Genomic DNA, 18012 nt, shown 5'->3' with positions numbered 1-18012 from the left:
AATGCTTGAAATCTTGGTATATTATTACATGTCGCAAGGCGAGTCACACAGCTGAGCGATTCAGAAATCACTAATTAAATAACAATTCTTGATTTCAAATCTCTCGAAAAAAGTTTGAAAAAACAACAAAAAAGTTGTTGACAAATAACAAGCGAGATGATAAGATATAGAAGTTGTCACAACAGACAACAACAACCGAGCAAAACAACTTAAAAAACTTTTTTTAAAAAAGTTCTTGACATTCAAACGAAAGTTTGTTATGATATAAAAGTTGCTGCGAGGTAACGTAGACCTTTGAAAACTGAACAAAGAATAGACGAACCAAATGTGTAGGGCGTCTTGATTCAATTCAAGACAACAAACATTTTTAACAAGCAAGCAATATGCTAGCAAACAAATTGAGCTTAACAATCGCAAGATTGTTCTAACTTTTATTATGAGAGTTTGATCCTGGCTCAGGACGAACGCTGGCGGCGTGCCTAATACATGCAAGTCGAACGCTTCTTTCCTCCCGAGTGCTTGCACTCAATTGGAAAGAGGAGTGGCGGACGGGTGAGTAACACGTGGGTAACCTACCCATCAGAGGGGGATAACACTTGGAAACAGGTGCTAATACCGCATAACAGTTTATGCCGCATGGCATAAGAGTGAAAGGCGCTTTCGGGTGTCGCTGATGGATGGACCCGCGGTGCATTAGCTAGTTGGTGAGGTAACGGCTCACCAAGGCCACGATGCATAGCCGACCTGAGAGGGTGATCGGCCACACTGGGACTGAGACACGGCCCAGACTCCTACGGGAGGCAGCAGTAGGGAATCTTCGGCAATGGACGAAAGTCTGACCGAGCAACGCCGCGTGAGTGAAGAAGGTTTTCGGATCGTAAAACTCTGTTGTTAGAGAAGAACAAGGACGTTAGTAACTGAACGTCCCCTGACGGTATCTAACCAGAAAGCCACGGCTAACTACGTGCCAGCAGCCGCGGTAATACGTAGGTGGCAAGCGTTGTCCGGATTTATTGGGCGTAAAGCGAGCGCAGGCGGTTTCTTAAGTCTGATGTGAAAGCCCCCGGCTCAACCGGGGAGGGTCATTGGAAACTGGGAGACTTGAGTGCAGAAGAGGAGAGTGGAATTCCATGTGTAGCGGTGAAATGCGTAGATATATGGAGGAACACCAGTGGCGAAGGCGGCTCTCTGGTCTGTAACTGACGCTGAGGCTCGAAAGCGTGGGGAGCAAACAGGATTAGATACCCTGGTAGTCCACGCCGTAAACGATGAGTGCTAAGTGTTGGAGGGTTTCCGCCCTTCAGTGCTGCAGCAAACGCATTAAGCACTCCGCCTGGGGAGTACGACCGCAAGGTTGAAACTCAAAGGAATTGACGGGGGCCCGCACAAGCGGTGGAGCATGTGGTTTAATTCGAAGCAACGCGAAGAACCTTACCAGGTCTTGACATCCTTTGACCACTCTAGAGATAGAGCTTTCCCTTCGGGGACAAAGTGACAGGTGGTGCATGGTTGTCGTCAGCTCGTGTCGTGAGATGTTGGGTTAAGTCCCGCAACGAGCGCAACCCTTATTGTTAGTTGCCATCATTTAGTTGGGCACTCTAGCGAGACTGCCGGTGACAAACCGGAGGAAGGTGGGGATGACGTCAAATCATCATGCCCCTTATGACCTGGGCTACACACGTGCTACAATGGGAAGTACAACGAGTCGCTAGACCGCGAGGTCATGCAAATCTCTTAAAGCTTCTCTCAGTTCGGATTGCAGGCTGCAACTCGCCTGCATGAAGCCGGAATCGCTAGTAATCGCGGATCAGCACGCCGCGGTGAATACGTTCCCGGGCCTTGTACACACCGCCCGTCACACCACGAGAGTTTGTAACACCCGAAGTCGGTGAGGTAACCTTTTTGGAGCCAGCCGCCTAAGGTGGGATAGATGATTGGGGTGAAGTCGTAACAAGGTAGCCGTATCGGAAGGTGCGGCTGGATCACCTCCTTTCTAAGGAATATTACGGAAATACACATTTCGTCTTTACTTTGTTCAGTTTTGAGAGGTCTACTCTCAAAACATTCGTTCATTGAAAACTGGATATTGAAGTAAAAAGAATCAAAACAAACCGAGAACACCGCGTTGAATGAGTTTTTTAATAAGTTCAATTGCTTATTTATTGATTAACCTTCTATCGCTAGAAGAAGTGATCAAGACCCAACCGTAAGGTTGATAAGGTTAAGTGAATAAGGGCGCACGGTGGATGCCTTGGCACTAGGAGCCGATGAAGGACGGGACTAACACCGATATGCTTTGGGGAGCTGTAAGTAAGCTATGATCCAGAGATTTCCGAATGGGGGAACCCAATATCTTTTATAGGATATTACTTTTCAGTGAATACATAGCTGATTAGAGGTAGACGCAGAGAACTGAAACATCTTAGTACCTGCAGGAAGAGAAAGAAAATTCGATTCCCTGAGTAGCGGCGAGCGAAACGGGAAGAGCCCAAACCAACAAGCTTGCTTGTTGGGGTTGTAGGACTCCGATATGGTAGTCTGTTAGTATAGTTGAAGGATTTGGAAAATTCCGCTAAAAAGGGTGAAAGCCCCGTAGACGAAATGCTGACAACACCTAGGAGGATCCTGAGTACGGCGGAACACGAGAAATTCCGTCGGAATCCGCGGGGACCATCCCGCAAGGCTAAATACTCCCTAGTGACCGATAGTGAACCAGTACCGTGAGGGAAAGGTGAAAAGCACCCCGGAAGGGGAGTGAAATAGATCCTGAAACCGTGTGCCTACAACAAGTCAAAGCTCGTTAATGAGTGATGGCGTGCCTTTTGTAGAATGAACCGGCGAGTTACGATTGCATGCGAGGTTAAGTCGAAGAGACGGAGCCGCAGCGAAAGCGAGTCTGAATAGGGCGAATGAGTATGTAGTCGTAGACCCGAAACCATGTGATCTACCCATGTCCAGGTTGAAGGTGCGGTAAAACGCACTGGAGGACCGAACCCACGTACGTTGAAAAGTGCGGGGATGAGGTGTGGGTAGCGGAGAAATTCCAAACGAACTTGGAGATAGCTGGTTCTCTCCGAAATAGCTTTAGGGCTAGCCTCGGAATTGAGAATGATGGAGGTAGAGCACTGTTTGGACTAGGGGCCCATCTCGGGTTACCGAATTCAGATAAACTCCGAATGCCATTCATTTATATCCGGGAGTCAGACTGCGAGTGATAAGATCCGTAGTCGAAAGGGAAACAGCCCAGACCACCAGCTAAGGTCCCAAAATATATGTTAAGTGGAAAAGGATGTGGGGTTGCACAGACAACTAGGATGTTGGCTTAGAAGCAGCCATCATTTAAAGAGTGCGTAATAGCTCACTAGTCGAGTGACCCTGCGCCGAAAATGTACCGGGGCTAAACATATTACCGAAGCTGTGGACTACACCATTAGGTGTAGTGGTAGGAGAGCGTTCTAAGGGCGTTGAAGGTCGATCGTGAGGACGGCTGGAGCGCTTAGAAGTGAGAATGCCGGTATGAGTAGCGAAAGACAGGTGAGAATCCTGTCCACCGTATGACTAAGGTTTCCTGGGGAAGGCTCGTCCGCCCAGGGTTAGTCGGGACCTAAGCCGAGGCCGATAGGCGTAGGCGATGGACAACAGGTTGATATTCCTGTACCAGTTGTTTTTGTTTGAGCAATGGAGGGACGCAGTAGGCTAAGGAATGCATGCGATTGGAAGTGCATGTCCAAGCAATGAGTCTTGAGTAGAGTTAAATGCTTTACTCTTTAAGGACAAGTTGTGACGGGGAGCGAAATAATAGTAGCGAAGTTCCTGATGTCACACTGCCAAGAAAAGCTTCTAGTGAGAAAACAACTGCCCGTACCGTAAACCGACACAGGTAGTCGAGGAGAGTATCCTAAGGTGAGCGAGCGAACTCTCGTTAAGGAACTCGGCAAAATGACCCCGTAACTTCGGGAGAAGGGGTGCTGACTTCGGTCAGCCGCAGTGAATAGGCCCAAGCGACTGTTTATCAAAAACACAGGTCTCTGCAAAATCGTAAGATGAAGTATAGGGGCTGACGCCTGCCCGGTGCTGGAAGGTTAAGAGGATGGGTTAGCTTCGGCGAAGCTCAGAATTGAAGCCCCAGTAAACGGCGGCCGTAACTATAACGGTCCTAAGGTAGCGAAATTCCTTGTCGGGTAAGTTCCGACCCGCACGAAAGGCGTAACGATTTGGGCACTGTCTCAACGAGAGACTCGGTGAAATTTTAGTACCTGTGAAGATGCAGGTTACCCGCGACAGGACGGAAAGACCCCATGGAGCTTTACTGTAGTTTGATATTGAGTGTTTGTACCACATGTACAGGATAGGTAGGAGCCGATGAGACCGGAACGCTAGTTTCGGAGGAGGCGCTGGTGGGATACTACCCTTGTGTTATGAACCCTCTAACCCGCACCACTAATCGTGGTGGGAGACAGTGTCAGATGGGCAGTTTGACTGGGGCGGTCGCCTCCTAAAAGGTAACGGAGGCGCCCAAAGGTTCCCTCAGAATGGTTGGAAATCATTCGAAGAGTGTAAAGGCAGAAGGGAGCTTGACTGCGAGACCTACAAGTCGAGCAGGGACGAAAGTCGGGCTTAGTGATCCGGTGGTTCCGCATGGAAGGGCCATCGCTCAACGGATAAAAGCTACCCTGGGGATAACAGGCTTATCTCCCCCAAGAGTCCACATCGACGGGGAGGTTTGGCACCTCGATGTCGGCTCGTCGCATCCTGGGGCTGTAGTCGGTCCCAAGGGTTGGGCTGTTCGCCCATTAAAGCGGCACGCGAGCTGGGTTCAGAACGTCGTGAGACAGTTCGGTCCCTATCCGTCGCGGGCGTTGGAAATTTGAGAGGAGCTGTCCTTAGTACGAGAGGACCGGGATGGACTTACCGCTGGTGTACCAGTTGTTCTGCCAAGGGCATTGCTGGGTAGCTATGTAGGGAAGGGATAAACGCTGAAAGCATCTAAGTGTGAAGCCCACCTCAAGATGAGATTTCCCATTTCTTTAAGAAAGTAAGACCCCTGAGAGATGATCAGGTAGATAGGTTGGAAGTGGAAGGCTAGTGATAGTTGGAGCGGACCAATACTAATCGGTCGAGGACTTAACCAAAGAATGGATAAGTAAAAGCAACTTGGTTATTTTGATTCAAACTTCAATCCAGTTTTGAGTGAATGAAGATTCAACTCAATAAGAAACAACACCCAGTGTGGTGGCGATAGCGAGAAGGATACACCTGTTCCCATGCCGAACACAGAAGTTAAGCTTCTTAGCGCCGATTGTAGTGAAGGGTTTCCCTTTGTGAGAGTAGGACGTCGCCACGCGAATTGTTGTTTTTGGAGGTTTAGCTCAGCTGGGAGAGCACCTGCCTTACAAGCAGGGGGTCAGCGGTTCGATCCCGTTAACCTCCATTTTTTGAGCCGTTAGCTCAGTTGGTAGAGCATCTGACTTTTAATCAGAGGGTCACAGGTTCGAGCCCTGTACGGCTCATATTCATATTTCATTTGCGGGTGTGGCGGAATTGGCAGACGCACTAGATTTAGGATCTAGCGCCGCAAGGCGTGGGGGTTCAAGTCCCTTCACCCGCATATTTAGCCGGCTTAGCTCAGTTGGTAGAGCATCTGATTTGTAATCAGAGGGTCGAGGGTTCAAGTCCTTTAGCCGGCACCATTTTGCGGAAATAGCTCAGTGGTAGAGCACCACCTTGCCAAGGTGGGGGTCGCGGGTTCGAACCCCGTTTTCCGCTTAGCCAATTCATTACGCCGGGGTGGCGGAACTGGCAGACGCACAGGACTTAAAATCCTGCGGTGAGTGATCACCGTACCGGTTCGATTCCGGTCCTCGGCATTGTTTTATATTTAGCACCCATAGCTCAACTGGATAGAGTGTTTGACTACGAATCAAAAGGTTAGGGGTTCGACTCCCTTTGGGTGCATAGTTGAGTGATTGACTAAGTTTTAAAAAGGTGCACGTGAGTTTCTTTTTAATTCGATAGTCTTTTTTTATTACTTTAACTTCATAGCCCGGGAAGTAGCTCAGCTTGGTAGAGCACTTGGTTTGGGACCAAGGGGTCGCAGGTTCGAATCCTGTCTTCCCGATTGTGAAAAACAGTACTGATCATCAGTACTGTTTTTTTGTTTTGTTTAAAATTTAAGTATCGAAGTAGGTGTATTTTTTTGTGATGTGTAATTCTTATCGAAATTGCGACTAAAAATACAGGAATAAAGGACATTGAGAATATATTCGATGGCTAGTTGAGAGGAAAAGGTTGAGACTTTGAAATCTGCATGTTCAACGTTAGGAATGGGCAAAATCACTGTGGCGTATTTAGCTAATTGGCTGTTCAAGTCTGAAGTAATGGCAATAATCGGGGTGCCTCCTTCTGCAAAAATCCGTGCTTCATTTACGATTTCTGCAGTGTTACCACTGTAAGAGACGAGGATGGCTACGTCATTTTTGGTGGCATTGATGGCTAAATAAAATTGTTCAGCTTGATAAGGGATTAAATGGATAAATAGCTGAATGCGTAATAACTTTGTTTGAAAATCTGTTAAGCGAATGTAGGAGTTACTGACACCCACTGCTAAAATATTTTCAGCGGTTAAAAGTAAATCAATGCTTTTATTTAACATGGCCTCGGTTAATAACTTTTGAGTGGATTGAACGGTTTCAGTCGTTAACTGCGCAATTTTCTTGGCAATTAGTAAATCAGAATCTTGCGCTAAAAAAGGCATATTCGCATCAACATTCCGGATTGCTTGGTAGTGAATTTCTAAGTCGCGGGACAAGCGGATTTTAAATTCTTTGAAACCGCTAGTCTCTGTTTTTTTACACAAACGAACAATCGTAGAGGTTGAAGAGTTGGTGGCTTCTGCTAGTTCATAAATCGACATATGCAGGACTCGTTCAGTATGAGATAAAATAAAATCAATAATTAGCCCTTCGTTATATGTATAGCGTTCTTTTTGTTCTAAACATTCGATTAGATTCAATGGGTTCACCTCTCTGTGGTACTTTGTTTCGCTTTCAGTATACCTTAAGCGTATGAATTATGAAACATAGTTACAGAATCAGTTAGTTGTATTTACATCAGAAAGCGGTTTCTTTATGATGAGGATATCACAAAGGATTAAGGAGAGAAGTGAAATGGATAAGTTAACAAACTGGGTGGAGCAAGCTGTAGTGCCTAAAGTTTCAAGGATTACAAGTTTACGTTATTTTCAAGCCTTAAGAAATGGTTTTTTTGCAATTATGCCGTTAACAATTATTGGGTCGATTTTTATGTTGATTACAGATTTTCCAGTAGCAGGGTATGGCGATTTTATGGCTGGAATTTTCGGTGCAGATTGGGCGGATATGATTTCACCAGCTTATCGAGCAACTTTCAACATGATGGGAATTATTTTTGCTGGGACGATGTCCTATAAATTGGCGGAAAGTTACGAAATGGATCGTTTAACTTCATTAATTTTAGGAATTGTTGCTTACGTAGTCGTTTTACCGAAAACGGTGATCACAGAATCAGGCGAAGTTGTGACGAAAGTTTTATCGTTTGATTGGTTAGGAACGCAAGGGGTGATTACGGCCATTATTATGTCAATTCTTTCGGTTGAATTGACTCGTTTCTGTATTAAGAAAAAATTAGTCATCAAAATGCCTGAAAGCGTGCCTTCTATGGTGAGCCAAGCTTTTAGTGCATTGATTCCTGGGATTTTTGTGGTAGCGGTGGCTTTATTGATTAATGGGATTGGGCTTTCGTTTGCGGATTCCTTCCCGCAATTAATTTATGCGGTGATTCAAGCGCCACTGCAAGGTTTAATCGGAACCCCTTTTGCAATTATTATTGTGGCTGGCTTAAATGGACTGTTCTGGTGGTTTGGAATTCATCCAACTGTCATCAATTCCATGCTATATCCTATTTTGTATGCGAATGCAGACAAAAACCAAAGCTTAGCGGAATTAGGACAATTAACTGCTCAAAGTGGCAACTTTGGCACGGTCCAAATGCTCGATCAATTTGCCACAATTGGAGGCGCTGGTTGCACGATTGGCTTGGCTATTGCAATGGCCATCGTCGGACATTCATCTAGAATGAAAGCCATGTCGAAAATTTCGTTTGTTCCAGCATTTTTCAACATTAATGAACCCTTGATTTTTGGACTCCCAGTTATTTTTAACCCTTTATTATTGATTCCGATTGCGGTCGCGCCGATTGTATCGGTCTTGATTGCCTTTCTGTCAATGAAAATTGGGTTCATGCCAATGTTTACAAACATTCAAGCACCATGGGCTACGCCCTTTCTGTTTTCGGGCTTTTTAGTGGGAAAATGGCAAGGTGCAGTGACGCAAGTTTTAGCTGTTGCGGCTAGTGTCGTTATTTATTATCCATTTGTAAAAGCCTTAGATCGACAATATCAAAAAGAAGAAGCCCATGAAGTACCAGAAACATTGTAGAGAAAGAGGAGTGAAGGAAATGCATGTTGAGAATGATGAAAATATTTGCTGTGAAGTGGAAAAAGGAATGGAAAAAATGTATCATCCGATGGTGCCCGAGTTGGTTCAAACCTCTTCCTTTTATTTTCCAACTTACGAAGAATTTATGGCAGCGAGTATAGATGAAAAAAATAATTATGTTTACACACGTGGCACCAACCCCACAACAGAAATTTTAGAGAAAAAAATTGCTCGTTTGGAACGTGGAGAAAAATGTAAAGTTTTTGCCTCAGGAATGGGCGCTATTTCGGCAACGCTGTTTACGTTGCTCCAACAAGGTGATCATGTTTTAATGGTCAATACAATTTATGGAGAATCTGTTTCGTTTGTGCAATATTTAGAGAAATTTGGCGTATCCTTGACCAAAGTAGACGTTGCAGAAACAGAAGAACTTTTTCAATTTGTTCAGGAAAACACCAAAGTCATTTACTTTGAAAGTCCGTCCTCACAAAAGTTTGAACTGCTAGATTTAGAAAAAATAACTGCGTTAGCACAAAAAATTGGCGCATACACTGTCATTGATAACACGTGGGCGTCACCGTTATTTCAGCATCCTTTATGCCATAATGTGGACCTGGTGATTCATTCTTGTTCCAAATATATTGGTGGTCATTCGGATATTGTAGCAGGGGCTGTCATTGGCAAAGCAGCGCTTGTGGATCAAATTTTTGAACATGGTCATCAAGCATTAGGCGCAGTCAATAGTCCCTTCAATTCTTGGTTAGCGTTACGAGGTATTCGTACCATGCCCGTTCGGTTGGCGCATCAGTCTCAAGCCATCCAAACGGTGCTGTCGGCTTTGCAAAAGGATCCGCGAATCAGTCGATTATATCATCCTTTTGTAGGGAATCAACAACAACAAGCGTTAGCAGAAAAATATTTAACAGGTTATGGCTCATTGTTTGCGATTGATTTAAAAGATACCGATTTTGAACGTTTGAAAACATTTGTGAACGCATTGACGCTGGTCACAATTGGGGTCAGTTGGGGTGGCTTTGAAAGTTTGGCCTTGCCTGTATTTAAAGGCAATAACTTGGCGGCTCTTCAGAAAAGAGGCTTGTCACCAGCGCACATTCGCATGTACGTTGGTTTGGAAGAGCCAACATCTATTATCGAAGATATTCAGCAAGCCTTGGATCAAGCCTACGGCGAAGAAACGCTTTTGTGAGACATTAAGGCGGAGCCATTGTCTGCCTGTAATTCAATAACATATTTTCAATTTTAGGAGGGGAACTTAAGTCAGTTTGACTGAGGTTGCTCCTCCTGTTTTGCATTTTTTTATTAAAGTCAAAGCGTTCCTCTTTATTTAATAGGCAAAGTTCGATATAATAATGGTCAATATTAGTCAAGAGAGAAGAAGGATGGAAGACTATGAGTAATCAAAATACGTCAGATTTAATCGAGGCTTATTTAAAAAAGATTTTAGAAGAAAGTAATAAAATTGAAATCCGTCGGGCGGAAATGGCTAATTTATTTAATTGCGTTCCTTCACAAATTAACTATGTAATTAATACACGTTTTACCATCCAACGAGGCTACGCAGTTGAAAGTAAACGTGGTGGAGGCGGCTATATTCGCATTGTCAAAGTACAAATTTCAGATAACGATCAATTACTAAAACAAATGGATCAATTGATTGGCGCAACCTTAACAGAAAAAGATGCGCTAACATTTATTCAAACATTGTATGAAGAAGAAGTGATTACGAAAAAGGAAGGCAATTTAATGCTAGCTGCTTTAAGTAAAAGCACATTGAATGGTCTGGGGAATCACGAAGATTTTCTAAGAGCTCAAATAATGCGTTCATTTTTAGAGCGCTTGAGCTATGAGGAGGAATAACTATGGATGAACTATTTACAGAAAGTGCGAAAGCCGTACTGGCGATTGCCCAAGAAGAAGCGAAGTATTTTCGTCATCAATCCGTCGGTTCTGAGCATTTATTATTAGCACTCGTTTTAGAACCGAATGGGATTGCCGGAAAAACATTACGACAATTGAATACTGACACAGAAGACATCCGTGAAGAAATTGAGCATTTAAGTGGCTATGGCACCATGCAAAGTCCAATGGGGAATAACAACTTATACTTACCTTATTCACCAAGAGCCAAACAAATCTTTGCCTATGCTGGAGATGAAGCGAAGCGCTTAGGGGCTCAAAAGATTGGTACCGAGCATTTATTATTAGGCTTGTTAAGAGACGAAGAAATTTTAGCGTCTAGAATTTTAGTGAATTTAGGATTAAGCTTATCCAAAATGCGTCAATTATTATTGAAAAAAATGGGCGTTTCCGAACCCAATGGCGCACAACGTCGTCGGAATGGTCAAAATAAAAATGCGCCACAAGGGACGCCAACATTGGATTCTTTAGCAAGAGATTTAACCAAGTTAGCACGAGAACAAAGTTTGGATCCAGTAGTTGGTCGCGGGACCGAAGTCCGTCGTTTGATCCAAATTTTGAGTCGCCGTACCAAAAACAATCCTGTCCTAGTCGGTGAACCAGGTGTTGGAAAAACAGCGATAGCAGAAGGGTTAGCCCAGAAAATTGTCAACCGGGAAGTCCCTGAAGATATGCAAGGCAAACGTTTAATGATGCTAGACATGGGTGCCTTGGTTGCTGGAACCAAATATCGAGGTGAGTTCGAAGATCGCTTGAAAAAAGTTGTCGATGAAATCTATCAAGATGGACAAGTCATTTTATTTATCGACGAATTGCATACCTTGATCGGTGCTGGCGGTGCAGAAGGGGCGATTGATGCTTCAAATATTTTAAAACCTGCTTTAGCACGTGGCGAGTTGCAAACAATTGGTGCGACAACTCTGGATGAATACCAAAAATATATTGAAAAAGATGCCGCTTTGGAACGTCGTTTTGCCCGTATTCAAGTAGCAGAACCAACGCCAGAAGAAGCAGAAGAAATTCTAAAAGGCTTGCGTTCACGCTATGAAAAACATCATGGCGTAGAAATTACAGATGAAGCTCTACATGCGGCAGTTCAATTATCGATTCGCTATTTAAATGACCGCCAATTACCAGATAAAGCAATTGATTTAATGGATGAATCTGCAGCAAAAGTTCGTTTAGATAAGGCAGATCAACCTTCAGAAATTAATGAATTGCGTACCGAAATTTCTCATTTAATTACGGAAAAAGAAGAGGCCATTCAAAACCAATCATTTGAAAGTGCCGCTCGGATTCGTCAAAAAGAAAAACAAGTGATGGAAAAACTAGAAGAATTAATTGCAGTGAAAGAAAAAAGTCTGTCTGGTTACAGTACACAAGTAACAGAAGAAGACGTGGCTGGGGTTGTTTCACAATGGACAGGCGTTCCTTTGCAGCAGCTAGAGAAGAAAGAAAGCGAACGATTGATGGAATTAGAAACCATTTTACATCAACGGGTCGTTGGCCAAAATGAAGCAGTTGAAGCTGTTTCACGCGCTATCCGTCGTGCGCGTAGTGGCTTGAAAGACCCAGCAAGACCGATTGGTTCCTTCATGTTCTTAGGACCAACAGGGGTTGGGAAAACAGAACTTGCCAAAGCCTTAGCCGAAGCGATGTTTGGCAGCGAAGAAGCGTTGATTCGTGTGGATATGTCTGAGTTTATGGAAAAATACAGTACTAGCCGTTTAATCGGTTCTCCTCCAGGTTATGTCGGCTACGAAGAAGGCGGCCAACTAACTGAAAAAATTCGTCAACGTCCTTATTCCGTTATTTTGCTAGATGAAGTAGAAAAAGCCCATCCAGATGTCTTTAATATTTTATTACAAGTCTTAGATGATGGCCATTTAACGGATGCCAAAGGACGAAAAGTCGATTTCCGTAACACGATTTTAATCATGACCTCCAACTTAGGAGCAACAGCGATTCGTGAAGAAAAACATGTCGGCTTCAATGTGAAAGACATTTCTAAAAATCATGAATTAATGCAAAAACGAATCATGGAAGAATTGAAAAAAGCCTTCCGTCCAGAATTCTTAAACCGAATTGATGAAACGGTTGTCTTCCATTCCTTGAAACAAGAGGAAATTCATGAAATCGTAAAAATTATGAGTCAATCTGTCGTGAAACGGATGGCCGAACAAGAGGTTAAAGTGAAAATCACACCAGCTGCAATTGAAGTTATTGGTAAAGTCGGGTTTGATCCAGAATATGGCGCACGTCCAATTCGTCGGGCCTTGCAAAAAGAAGTGGAAGATCGTTTAAGTGAAGCCCTTCTTTCCGGTCAAATTCAGTTAGGGGATAAAGTAACCTTAGGTGCTAGCAAAGGCAAAATTACGTTAAATGTGCGGGCACCAAAAGCACCAAAAACAGAAGCAAAAGAATTACAAACTGTATAGATGAGATGCGAAGTCTGGTATAAAAACCATTTAGGGTTTTTATACCAGGCTTTTCTATTTTCCAGTGGCGATTTCTTTTTGAGAATTGCCAGATTGATTTTTCTGTGCTACGTTAATAAGGAGGGGTGATGGAATGGAACAATCTTTTTTTCGAGAATTACTACATTATCAGCGTCCAAAGGATAATCCTTTTCGACTAGTGTTTGCTGGCTTGGTTATGTTCAGCATTCTTTTTTTGGGCTATATCAATCATCAATTATTGATTTCAAGCTTTGGCTCGTTAGGTATTTTTACTTTTTTATATTATCAGCCGCTACCATTAAAACAGTTAATGACTCGTTTATCTGTGGTCGGTAGTTACCTTTTTTTAGGAAATTTGTTAGGCATGTTATCGACCCATATTGCATGGCTTATTCCCATTGTTGTTGCACTGGTCGGTTTTGGTGGCCGCTTTTTCTTTGAAGTCTACGATATTTCAAAACCAGGGGCCTTCTTTGGTGTGATGGTGACAGCGATGGGTGCCAGTACGAGTATTCCGTTAGCAAAAATTCCGTTCATGAGTGGCTGTATGTTATTAGGTATTGGCTTTTCTATTTTGTTTGCACTAGTGTTGCATTTTACAGAGAAGGAAATCAGTGCCCCGCTAACTAAGCGATCATTACGGGAACGAATTTATCGGCATCCAGAAGCGCCATTAGATAGCATATATTATAGCTTTGTCTTATTTTTTGCTGTATATATCAGCGAAAGTTTACATTTACAGAATCCGTATTGGTTAGTCGTTTCCTGTGCATCCATTTTACAAGGAGACAATTTACGTGCGATTAAGCAGCGAAATATTCAGCGAATTTTTGGCACAACGATTGGATTGGTTATTTCCGCTTTTCTGCTTAATTTAGCTTTGACAACTTTTGAATCGATTGTCGTGATTACAATCTTATTTGTGACCGTTGAGTATTTTATTCGTCGTAATTATGGATTGGCGCAATTTTTCACAACGCCTATGGCTCTGATGCTGTCATTGCTCGTTCGTCAGCAGTACGTGATAACGTTGATTCAATTCCGCTTTTTAGGGATTGTTTTAGGCAGCTTGTTAGGCTTAGCAGCAGCGTGGCTATTCACCGTTGTAGTAACGTTTTATGAACGAAAATATCACTTGAACGAGTGACCAAAGAACAGATGACCAGTAATTAAAAAAAGAGCATTTGGTAGGTAAGCGGATGGCGCTTCTCTACCAAAATTTTTTTCGGAAACATTGTGAAAAATGTACGTTTAATACAGATAGGCTCTTTTAAAGTTTGTGAACGTATGATACTATTAAACGGTCATAAAGAAGGAGGCTATATTTATGATTGAACTGATTGCAACTGCAGAATCTGTTGAGCAGGCTGTAGAATTACTCGCAACAGGTGTGGATACATTATATATTGGAGAAGAAACATTCGGGTTGCGTTTGCCCGTATCTTTTACACGAGATGAACAACGCGAGATTGTGAAACGTGCACATGAAATGGGCAAACAAGTGCTAGTTGCAGTAAATGGCATTATGCACCCTGAAAAAATGAAATTAGTCCCAGAGTATCTGACATTTTTAAAAGAAATCAACGTCGATAAAATTACTTTGGGTGATCCAGGTATTGTGTTTATTATGCAACGAGATGGATTAGAAATTCCTTACGTTTATGATGGTGAAACCTTAGTAACGAGCTCACGTCAAATCAATTTTTGGAGTAAACGAGGAGCCATCGGAGCTGTCCTAGCTCGGGAAGTACCTTTTGAAGAAATGGTCGCAATGGAAGAAAACTTAGCAGTTCCAGCTGAAATTCTTGTCTATGGGGCGACCTGTATTCATCAATCGAAACGCCCATTAATTCAAAATTACTACAATTACACAAAGAACGACAAAGGGGTTACGAAAGACGAAGGGCTGTTTATTTCTGAACCCAAAAAACCAGAAACCCACTATTCCATTTATGAAGATAGTCATGGTACGCATATTTTTGCCAATAACGATGTGAACTTGATGAATGAGTTAACAAACTTGTATGACCATCACTATCGTACATGGAAGCTCGATGGCCTTTACACGCCAGGTGAAAATTTTGTCGCGATTGCTCGCTTATTTGCTGAAGCGAAAGCAGCACTTGAAGCGGGAACTTGGTCAGAAGATCAAGCAGCTCATGCGACAGCTGAAATTGAAAAATTACATCCAACAGGTCGTGGCTTAGACAATGGTTTCTTTGATTTAAGTGCCGATGCAATAAAATAAATTGATTCATTTAAGGGGAAGAAGAACATGAAAGTAATGACAGAACGAACATTGAAGCGTCCCGAGGTGTTGGCTCCAGCCGGGACGCTAGAAAAACTAAAAGTCGCAATTCGTTACGGTGCCGATGCCGTTTATATCGGAGGGAATGCCTACGGTCTGCGTAGCCGCGCAGGAAATTTCACGCCAGAAGAAATGGCGGAAGGCGTAGCCTTTGCCCGCGAACATAATGCGAAAGTTTATGTCGCTGCCAATATGGTCACTCATGAAGGAAACCAGGAAGGGGCAGGAGCGTTTTTCAGAGAATTGCGAGACATCGGAATTTCAGCTGTGATTGTTTCCGATCCAGCTTTAATCGAAATTTGTGCGACAGAAGCACCAGGTTTACCCATCCATTTATCGACACAAGCTTCAGCAACCAACTATGAAACATTAGAATTTTGGAAAAATGAAGGCTTAGAACGTGTGGTATTAGCGCGCGAAGTTTCAATGGAGGAAGTTGCAGCGATTCGTGAAAATACGGACATTGAGATTGAAGCCTTTATTCATGGAGCAATGTGTATTTCATATTCAGGACGTTGTACTTTATCCAACCATATGTCGATGCGGGATGCCAATCGTGGCGGTTGCTCTCAATCTTGTCGTTGGAAATACGAGTTATTTGATATGCCTTTTGGGACAGAACGTCGGAGCAAAACCAGCGAAGGGGAAGTTGAAGAAGAGTTTTCAATGAGCGCCGTAGATATGTCTATGATTGAACATATTCCAGAATTAATTGAAAATGGTGTCGATAGTTTTAAAATTGAAGGCCGCATGAAATCCATTCACTATGTTTCGACAGTCGCTAATGTGTATAAAAAAGCCGTCGATTCTTACATGGAAGACCCTGAAAACTATGTCTGCCAACAAGAGTGGATTGATGAATTATGGAAAGTAGCACAACGTGAATTAGCAACTGGTTTTTATTACAATACACCAAGTGAAAATGAACAATTATTCGGCGAACGTCGTAAAATTCCACAATATAAATTTGTTGGTGAAGTGATTGCGTACAACGAAAAGACGCAAGTCGCAACGATTCGTCAACGGAACCTTTTCAGTGTCGGCGATGAAATTGAATTTTATGGTCCCGGGTTTACCCATTTCCACCAAACCGTTAAAGAGATGTATAATGAAGACGGTGAAGCGATCGATCGGGCACCTAATCCCATGATGTTATTAACAATGGAAGTGACGCAACCTGTTGCAGTCGGCGATATGATTCGTAAGAAAAAATAAACCAGCCAAAAGGAGGAGTAATTATGAGTGTCCGCGTGAATGATTTATTAAAATTACCGTCTTTGCGAGAAGCAACGGTACTTTCTGGTAAAAACCAATTGGACACATCTGTTGCTTCTCTTTCTTTTTTAGAAGTCTCTGATATGTCTTTGTTTTCGGAAAAACTTCACAAAACAAATGAATACCATGCTGGCGAAATTTTGATTGGTTCATTTTGTGCCATTCGTCATGATGTGGTGAAGCAATGCGAAACGATTCGGCATCTCCATGAATTAGGCGAAGTAGGCCTAATCTTGTACTACGTTGGGATTATCGTACCGAAAGTTGCAGAGGAAGTGATTCAATTAGCGGATTCTTTAGGTTTCATTTTAATCCAAATGCCTAAAAATGATCCCACATTACGCTACAACGAAGTCATTTATGAAGTCATGAAATTGTTAGTCAATAAAAATAAAATGGCTTCTTTTGCAACGGACCTCTTGGAAAAAGTTTCCCTTTTGCCTGAACAAAACCGCAGTGTGGAAATGACCTTGAAAATCCTATCCGATTTTTTAAAAGTCAACATTGCGTTAACCACCTATACCAATGAAATCATCAGCACCATCAATTGGCCGCGAAGCACGAAATTACCCTTAACTAAGTTACTTTATCAATCACAAGAGAAAGTAGCGCTGGGAGAAACGACCTACTTCATTACCTCGCAAAAACTTCCTCAGAAAGATGGACAAACATTGAAGCTTTACTTCATTCGAGAAGAAGAGCAGTTAACCTCTTTTGAGATGAATCAAGCGGTGGAAGTCGTTCAGATGGCTCTGAATTTATGGGGGAAAAACTATGACGAAGTCAGTGAGTATGCCTTAGTCCAAGCAATCATTAACGATGAAAGTGATAAGATGTACCAATTAGCCAAAAAATTAATGATTGATATTTCTTCTGTCGAAACGATGTGGCTTTTGCCTATTTGGCAACAAGGACAAGAAATCCACGCTATTCAGCAAGATTTGAAAGATTTCCTACGTTACTATTACCAAACAACGATTGTCCAGCAAACAGAAAATTACCTGATTGTTCTCTTAGGTAATTATTTACACAAGCAGCCTGAAGCCACGATTAGTAAAGAATACTTGCAAGCCACAGACTATCAGGACTATTTAGGTGAAATCATCCTTTGTCCGAAAGTTCGTAACACGACTGAAGTGCGTGTCACCTACCAAACCGCTAATCAAGTCGCGCCGTTTTTAAAGCGCGTCTATCCACAAAGAAAAGTGTTATCAATCGCGGAAATTCGTACAGTTCAACAAATGATGACGTGTCTCCAAGCAGGAGAAGAAGCAATCCAACAACGCTTAGCAGTTATCCAACCTCTCTTAAAAGAATCAGAGCAGTTAATGACATTAGGGACGTTTTTACTAGATGCAAGTAGTGATTTTAAAGAATGCGGCGAACGCCTATTTGTTCATAAAAATACGGTCAAATATCGTATCAGTAAAATTAATGAAGCGCTCGGCTATGATATGACTAACGCCGCCGAAGCCTATGAAGTCTATTTGGCGATGATCTTATATCGCTTGGTCACGAATGAATGAAAAAAGCAGACGAGAGCCTGGGACAAAAATCA

Annotated in this window: 9 protein-coding genes, 8 tRNA genes and 3 rRNA genes; 19 read left to right on the top strand and 1 reads right to left on the bottom strand. The window is 42.8% G+C overall.

The window, feature by feature from the left end; genetic code table 11:
• Nucleotides 1-432 precede the first annotated feature (432 nt).
• The 11 genes from IGJ03_RS12455 to IGJ03_RS12405 all read left to right on the top strand — a co-directional run bounded on the left by IGJ03_RS12455 (nt 433) and on the right by IGJ03_RS12405 (nt 6118).
• A 16S ribosomal RNA gene (locus IGJ03_RS12455) occupies nt 433-1993 on the top strand.
• Between the two features lie 226 nt (nt 1994-2219).
• Nucleotides 2220-5132 (top strand): 23S ribosomal RNA (locus tag IGJ03_RS12450).
• Between the two features lie 96 nt (nt 5133-5228).
• Nucleotides 5229-5344, top strand: a 5S ribosomal RNA gene (gene rrf, locus IGJ03_RS12445).
• The 16S, 23S and 5S rRNA genes sit together here with 8 tRNA genes alongside, the layout of an rRNA operon.
• A gap of 14 nt (nt 5345-5358) precedes the next feature.
• Nucleotides 5359-5431: transfer RNA gene (locus IGJ03_RS12440), tRNA-Val, on the top strand.
• A 6-nt stretch (nt 5432-5437) separates the two neighbouring features.
• Nucleotides 5438-5510 (top strand) — tRNA-Lys (locus IGJ03_RS12435).
• Nucleotides 5511-5526: 16 nt separating this feature from the next.
• A tRNA-Leu gene (locus IGJ03_RS12430) sits at nt 5527-5608 on the top strand.
• Nucleotides 5609-5614: 6 nt separating this feature from the next.
• Nucleotides 5615-5690, top strand: a tRNA-Thr gene (locus IGJ03_RS12425).
• 4 nt (nt 5691-5694) lie between these two features.
• Nucleotides 5695-5766: transfer RNA gene (locus tag IGJ03_RS12420), tRNA-Gly, on the top strand.
• Nucleotides 5767-5781: 15 nt separating this feature from the next.
• A tRNA-Leu gene (locus IGJ03_RS12415) sits at nt 5782-5867 on the top strand.
• Nucleotides 5868-5881: 14 nt separating this feature from the next.
• Nucleotides 5882-5955, top strand: a tRNA-Arg gene (locus IGJ03_RS12410).
• Nucleotides 5956-6044: 89 nt separating this feature from the next.
• Nucleotides 6045-6118 (top strand) — tRNA-Pro (locus IGJ03_RS12405).
• A 45-nt stretch (nt 6119-6163) separates the two neighbouring features.
• Here the strand turns inward: IGJ03_RS12405 and IGJ03_RS12400 are convergent.
• Nucleotides 6164-7021 (bottom strand): MurR/RpiR family transcriptional regulator, encoded by an 858-nt coding sequence (locus IGJ03_RS12400; protein WP_375804897.1) that lies wholly within the window; start codon nt 7019-7021, stop codon nt 6164-6166.
• Nucleotides 7022-7166: 145 nt separating this feature from the next.
• Between IGJ03_RS12400 and IGJ03_RS12395 the strand changes: the two genes are divergently transcribed.
• The 8 genes from IGJ03_RS12395 (at nt 7167) to IGJ03_RS12360 (ending at nt 17980) form a co-directional block, all read left to right on the top strand.
• Nucleotides 7167-8474, top strand: a complete 1308-nt coding sequence (locus IGJ03_RS12395) for a PTS sugar transporter subunit IIC (protein WP_131750357.1) — start codon at nt 7167-7169, stop codon at nt 8472-8474.
• Nucleotides 8452-9681 carry an aminotransferase class I/II-fold pyridoxal phosphate-dependent enzyme gene (locus tag IGJ03_RS12390; protein WP_048737488.1) on the top strand — a complete coding sequence of 410 codons (1230 nt, stop codon included), beginning with the start codon at nt 8452-8454 and terminating at the stop codon, nt 9679-9681. The genes IGJ03_RS12395 and IGJ03_RS12390 overlap by 23 nt, the downstream gene beginning before the upstream one ends.
• 203 nt (nt 9682-9884) lie before the next feature.
• Nucleotides 9885-10352: a CtsR family transcriptional regulator gene (locus IGJ03_RS12385; protein ID WP_002354715.1), complete on the top strand. Its 468-nt coding sequence runs from the start codon at nt 9885-9887 to the stop codon at nt 10350-10352.
• 2 nt (nt 10353-10354) lie between these two features.
• Nucleotides 10355-12850: an ATP-dependent Clp protease ATP-binding subunit gene (locus tag IGJ03_RS12380; protein ID WP_002419939.1), complete on the top strand. Its 2496-nt coding sequence runs from the start codon at nt 10355-10357 to the stop codon at nt 12848-12850.
• 133 nt (nt 12851-12983) lie between these two features.
• Nucleotides 12984-14018 carry an FUSC family protein gene (locus tag IGJ03_RS12375; protein ID WP_105223152.1) on the top strand — a complete coding sequence of 345 codons (1035 nt, stop codon included), beginning with the start codon at nt 12984-12986 and terminating at the stop codon, nt 14016-14018.
• A 180-nt stretch (nt 14019-14198) separates the two neighbouring features.
• A complete protein-coding gene (locus tag IGJ03_RS12370) occupies nt 14199-15119 on the top strand; it encodes a peptidase U32 family protein (protein ID WP_002354722.1) in 921 nt (306 codons plus the stop codon).
• Nucleotides 15120-15146: 27 nt separating this feature from the next.
• The gene (locus IGJ03_RS12365; RefSeq protein WP_002368523.1) at nt 15147-16394 is read left to right on the top strand and encodes a peptidase U32 family protein; all 1248 of its coding nucleotides are present in this window, start codon (nt 15147-15149) and stop codon (nt 16392-16394) included.
• Between the two features lie 23 nt (nt 16395-16417).
• Nucleotides 16418-17980, top strand: coding sequence for a PucR family transcriptional regulator (locus tag IGJ03_RS12360; RefSeq protein WP_375804899.1), 1563 nt, complete (start codon nt 16418-16420; stop codon nt 17978-17980).
• Nucleotides 17981-18012 lie beyond the last annotated feature (32 nt).

The sequence above is a fragment of the Enterococcus sp. DIV1315a genome (assembly GCF_051712325.1).
GTDB lineage: Bacteria > Bacillota > Bacilli > Lactobacillales > Enterococcaceae > Enterococcus > Enterococcus faecalis.
This window is presented reverse-complemented; position numbering and strand designations above follow the sequence as displayed.